General features: G+C 55.4%; 5 protein-coding genes. 4 read left to right on the forward strand and 1 reads right to left on the reverse strand.

The genetic code is table 11. The annotated features are described in order from the left end of the window. Positions 1–356 precede the first annotated feature (356 nt). Entirely contained in the window at positions 357–875 is a 519-nt protein-coding gene (locus tag V3330_RS19535) for a GNAT family N-acetyltransferase (RefSeq protein ID WP_354697147.1), read from the forward strand. Positions 876–926: 51 nt separating this feature from the next. Here V3330_RS19535 and V3330_RS19540 read toward each other — a convergent pair whose 3' ends face one another. Then, entirely contained in the window at positions 927–1625 is a 699-nt protein-coding gene (locus tag V3330_RS19540; RefSeq protein ID WP_354697148.1) for an FkbM family methyltransferase, read from the reverse strand. A 117-nt stretch (positions 1626–1742) separates the two neighbouring features. On the opposite strand from V3330_RS19540, the gene V3330_RS19545 reads away from it, so the two are divergent. The 3 genes from V3330_RS19545 (at position 1743) to V3330_RS19555 (ending at position 5287) form a co-directional block, all read left to right on the forward strand. Beyond that, entirely contained in the window at positions 1743–2234 is a 492-nt protein-coding gene (locus V3330_RS19545; protein ID WP_354697149.1) for a gamma-glutamylcyclotransferase family protein, read from the forward strand. A 297-nt stretch (positions 2235–2531) separates the two neighbouring features. After that, complete coding sequence (locus V3330_RS19550; RefSeq protein ID WP_354697150.1) at positions 2532–4736, forward strand: right-handed parallel beta-helix repeat-containing protein; 2205 nt, start codon at positions 2532–2534, stop codon at positions 4734–4736. A 56-nt stretch (positions 4737–4792) separates the two neighbouring features. Then, positions 4793–5287: a SixA phosphatase family protein gene (locus V3330_RS19555; protein WP_354697151.1), complete on the forward strand. Its 495-nt coding sequence runs from the start codon at positions 4793–4795 to the stop codon at positions 5285–5287. Positions 5288–5465: the final 178 nt, after the last annotated feature.

Below are 5465 nucleotides of genomic sequence, written 5' to 3' on the forward strand. Positions count from 1 at the left end.
ACTACTTGACGCCTTATGAAGTGTTCAACAACACTCAGGAATCACTCACCGTTGCGCTTCGCAGTTGAATCCAAGCGTTGTCTTTTCGGGCTTAGCGGGTCAATTTTTCCTGCAAAAAACGGCTATTGACAAGACAGTTTCTTCTGGTTTTCTCTACATAGCCCAAATTCCGACCCAACAAGGCAAGTCTAAGGTGTTTTTGATGTCGATATTCTGATAAAGCACAATAAAAACAGCTATATATGCGGGTCTTCCTCGCTTGTTGGCAGTGAGGGCATTACGCTAACATACCTAACAACCCTCACAAGCAAGTATCGTTAAAAGAGGGCAATAACCGTATTTTCGAGGAAACCGTCATGGTTGAACCAGCGACTGCAATTGATGTCCAGCTCGATGGGCAGCGGGTCACCATTCGCCCGATCAGCTCAATCGACGCCAATCTCGAAGTCGGGTTTATCGACCGCCTGTCACCGATGACCAAACACTACCGCTTCCTCGGTGGCATGCATCACATATCAGAACAGCTCCTCAAAGAGTTTTGCGATGTCGATTTTGATCAAACCGCTGCCTTCATTGCGATCACGGAGATAGATGGAGAGGAGCGCGAAATCGGTGTTGTCCGGTATGCGCCCGGTTCCACTGATAACGATCGGGAAATGGCGATTACCATTGCCGATAATTGGCAGAACAAGGGCCTTGACGTTTTGTTGGCGAAGCAACTGATCGATTTCGCCAAAACCCGGGGCGTCAAGAAGTTGTATTCAATTGATCTGGCGGACAACGCGCCGATGCGTCAACTGGCAAATGATCTAGGCATGAGTGTGGGTCGCGATCCGGACGATGCACACCAGGTCATTTATACGTTGAATCTGTAATTGAAGGCGGATTGTCGAAAGGGTCTGGATTGTGGGGATTTGGTCAGTGACTCACCCTTCCCGGATAAATAAAAAGTCACTAAACCAGTCATCCCGGCAGATTTCTTCCTTCAGGCTCAACCCGTGGCTGCCCAGATAGTCGTTAATCTGAGGAAACAGGGTCTCGCCGTGGTACATTTCCTTGCGTTCAATTTCGGCGATCATGTAGCCGACCCTGTCCAGGACAGATCCCAGGCCTTGCAGTGCGGGGAAGGCTGCGCCCTGAATATCCATACACAGCAGATCGATGGTTTCGATGCCATGGTCGTGGCACCAACTGTCCAACCGGATGGCGTGGACATGGGTTTCCCGCTGGGTGTTTATTTCCAGATAGTTGCGGCTCGCTCGGTAGCAGGATGAAGCCGCCAGGCGGGTGAAGTGTGGGGCATTACCTCGAATGGTTTTTGTGACAGGGTAGAACGGGATACGCGCGTTTTCGTTCCATGCAGCCTGTTCCACCAAGGTGATGCCGCTTTTATTTCGCAGGTTTTTTCGAGTCTGCCTGAGTATGTCGGGGTTGCATTCGAAGGTGTAAACACGGGCGTCGAAGTAGTCACGAAGCATGATGGCATCATGGCCGTCGTAACTTCCCAACTCGACAATCAGATCGATGCGCTCGCGCGGGATGTGTTGCAGGAAGCTATCGCGCAGATAGTCGCTGTCAGTGGATTTTGGCGGTGGGTTAACCCAAGATCGCAATTTGTTGAGCATGGTAGTTGGTTCTTGAATTGCCAGTTATTGTGGCCCGGGCTCGCATTCTGGCGAGACGGGTGGTGATGTGGCGCGAGGTTTGTCAGGGTGCGGGCAAATCCACCGGGGAGTGTACAGGTGCGTTTTTATTTGGCCTACGGATCCAATGTCTCAATCGCAAGGCTCGGCCAGCGCATCGCAGTGGCCCGGGAATGGGTCAATGCGCTGATTGTGGACCGCCGCCTGGCTTTTCACAAGATCGGGCAGGACGGATCGGGCAAGTGCGATATTCCCGTGCACGCGGGTGGGGTGGTGCACGGCGTGGTGTATCGGTTGCCGGCCGATTCGCTTGCGGTGCTGGACCGGATCGAAGGGGTGGGTGCCGGTTACCGGCGCAAAACTCTGCGGGTGCGCCTGGAGAGTGGCGAGGAAGTTTCAGCGGAAACGTATGTGGCCACCGCGGTCGATCCGCGGCGCCGGCCGTTCTCCTGGTATCTGCGCCACGTGCTCGAAGGGGCGCGGGCCGCGGGTTTTCCCGCGACCTACATTGATGCCCTGACCGCGATCGAGTCGGTCAGGGATCCCGATGCGGAGCGCGAGGCACGCGAATTGTCGATCTATCACGACTGACCGGCGGGCCGGCCGGCATCAATGCTTCGAACTGCGCGTTACAGAAAAGCGGATTGCTACACGTTTGGCGCGGCCCCGGTAAGATGGGCTCTATCGAACCATGAATGGAGTCATGAGCTCACACGAACGGTGACCCCCGGAAGTCCGGAAAAGAGCGGTTTGCCCAGGTTTGGAAATCATAGCCAAAACACACCGCAACAGCCGGCCATTCCAACTGTCGCGAACAGCCAACGGCCACTCTGTGTGGCTGAGTTCTTGAGCGGGGCTTCGTTTGTAGCAATAATCAAACGGGAACACATGAACCGCAGCGACCGGATACGCAGCATAAGCATGTCCCTGGCGCTTTCAGTCATCCTGACGAACAGCGCCTTGGCGGAGACTTTTGTTGTTGATTCGCTGAATGACTTCAGTGACGACAACATTGGTGATGGTAAATGCGAGACGCTGTTCGGCAATCCCGTTGACGGCTTCTACTTCCTGTGCTCCCTGCGTGGTGCCATCGAGGAATCGAATGCCCTGGCCGGCAAGGACACCATCCAATTTTCGGTTGCTGGCACCATCAGCCCCTCTTCCAATCCACTTCCGCTGATCGCGGAATCCGTTGTTATCGATGGCTCGAGCGCGCCGGGTGCACCTGCCCGTGACCGTGAATTGGATTCGACTGCACCGATATCGCCGCCACCGGCTGTATTTATCGATGGCGCCGGTCTTGGCGGGTCGAGTCAGGGATTGATCCTGGGAACGGGTGCGCGTGGCTCGGAGATCTACACGCTGGGGATCACCAACTTTCCGGGTGCCGGTTTGCGTTTGGGCGTAGGCGCCGGTCCTGAGCAAACCATCATCAGCGGTTGCTGGATCGGTCAGGCGGCCAACCGCACAGCGGCCGCCAACGCCACGGGCATCGATCTGGGATTCATCGTCGGGACGGTGACCGTGCGCATCGGCCACGATGGCTCTTCGCTGGCCGGCACCGGGCGGGGCAATGTGATTTCCGGCAACCTGGGCAATGGCATCGAAGGTAATGTCAGAGGCGTCACCGTTCGTGGTAACTGGATCGGCAGTGATGGCAATGGCGGGCTCTATTCGGGTGGACTCGATCCAACGGCAAGCGTCGTTGGCAACGGGGGTATCGGTGTGTCGCTCATTGGTTCGGGCAATGGAGTTTTCGACAACCAGGTTATCGGCAACGGTGACCCGCAGGTCATGGTCCAGGGGGCGAATCTCGAGGTCAGCGACAATCAGATTTTCGGCGCGATTGTTCCAACCCCGCTGATCGGCCCGACGGTTCCCGTTGTGACTCCGGGACCAGGCGATGGACTTCACGTTCTTGGCGAAAACGCCCTGGTTCAAGACAACCAGGTGTTGGCCAACCAGACCGGGATCAGGCTGGATGCAGACGGAGGCAGCCCGAATACAGGCGGTACTGTTGCCGGGAACGTATTAGCCCTCAACGCCGGCGATGGAATTGTGCTGGCAGGTGTGCAAGGGCTTGCGCTTGACGAAAACAGCATGTTCCTCAATGGTGATTACGGTGCCCGCATCCAGACGGATTCCAACCAGATTCGTGGCAACGAGTTCGGTGTGGCGATCTCGTCAGACTCAGGCCGTGGCAACGCAGTCGGTGGCGTTATCGTGACCGGCCAGTCCAACGAGATTGTTGATACGCCTGACGACAAATTCAACAGCATTATTTTCAACGAAGGCCCGGGAATCGTGGTGGTCGGCGACGGAACCCGCATCGAAAACGCCCGGGTGGCATTGAACAGGGGCGCAGGCGTGATGATCGAGAACGCGGACGCCACTGAAATCACCGGCACCTTCATATTCAATACTCAGGTCTCCGCTTTCGGTGACGGTGATGGAATCCGCATCGGTGCGCTTTCACAAGATTCGCAAATTGACACCAATCTCTTCGCCGGTAACGAGGGTGCTTCGATCGCACTCGACACAGGTTCTGGTGGCGGACACGCCGCTTTTTACAACGTATTTTTCGGCAACGAGGGAATACCCATCGACCTGCAAGGAGACGGCCCGACCCCGAATGACCCCAACGACGACGACAGCGGTGTTAATCGCCTGCAAAATGCTCCGGTTCTGAGCAATATCGTGTTCGATGATTCCGTCAACCCGCCAACGGTTTCCGTGGATTACACGGTGGACACGACCACCGATAATTCCACCTATCCCCTGACGATCGAATTCTACGTCGCGGACCAACCTGGGCAGGCGGGCGGCGTTTCCATTCACCGTGGAACGCCATCGCTGAACCCACTGATCTCGTACCCTGATGCACCAGCGCTGAAAACCGCCGTATTGAACCTGCCGGAAAACACTGAAGGCGGGATTATGCGAGCCCTCGCAATCGATGCCGAGGGAAATACATCGGAACTCAGCGCTGCACTGGAGTTTGGCGTGATCGACATGGTGCTCTTCCGGGACGGTTTTGAAGAAGAGATTTGTGTTCCGTGCCCGATTTTTGATCCATTCTGCATCTGTGAATAGATGGTGTCGGACCAACACAATTAAACGGATTCAGAGGCTCAAACTTAAGGATGGCCATGCGACTATTCTCGTTGCCAATAGTTTTTCTGCTGGGGTCACTGGTAACGGGCCCGGCTCATGCGGATGAGACTATTTATATTCTTTTCCGCCATGCAGAGAAAACGACCGAACGCCCCGACCCGGGCTTGAGCGAAGCGGGCAAGAAAAGGGCGGCTTCCATCGGCGCCTATTTGCAACGAATGGGCGTTACGCGGATTTTTTCAAGCGATTACAAAAGAACCCGGGCAACGGTGGAACCGTTTTCGGAAGCCACCGGCATAAGCATCGAAATTTACGACCCGGGGGACCTGGATGGTTTCGCCGAAACATTGAGCGGAATGTCAGGAACCATTGCGATCTCCGGGCATTCCGACACGACCCCGGAACTGGCCGCCTTGATTTCAGGGAAAGCCACCAAGCCCATGCCCGAAACCGACTATGACCGGCTCTACACCATCATCAGGACCCAAGACGGAGAAACCGCTCTGAACGTTTCTCGACTAACCCCATAGCGTAGACCCTTTGAAAAACCCTTTGGGGTCGGACCAACAAACCCTTTGGGGTCGGACCAACATAACCGCATGAAATAACGGCGTTTCTGCCAAAAAATCGTCTTGGATTCAACTGCGAAGCGCAACGGTGAGTGATTCCTGAGTGTTGTTGAACACTTCATAAGGCGTCAAGTAGTCG

Origin of the sequence: Elongatibacter sediminis, from assembly GCF_037892215.1 — a bacterium.
In the GTDB taxonomy this organism is placed as follows: Bacteria; Pseudomonadota; Gammaproteobacteria; order Xanthomonadales; family SZUA-36; genus Elongatibacter; species Elongatibacter sediminis.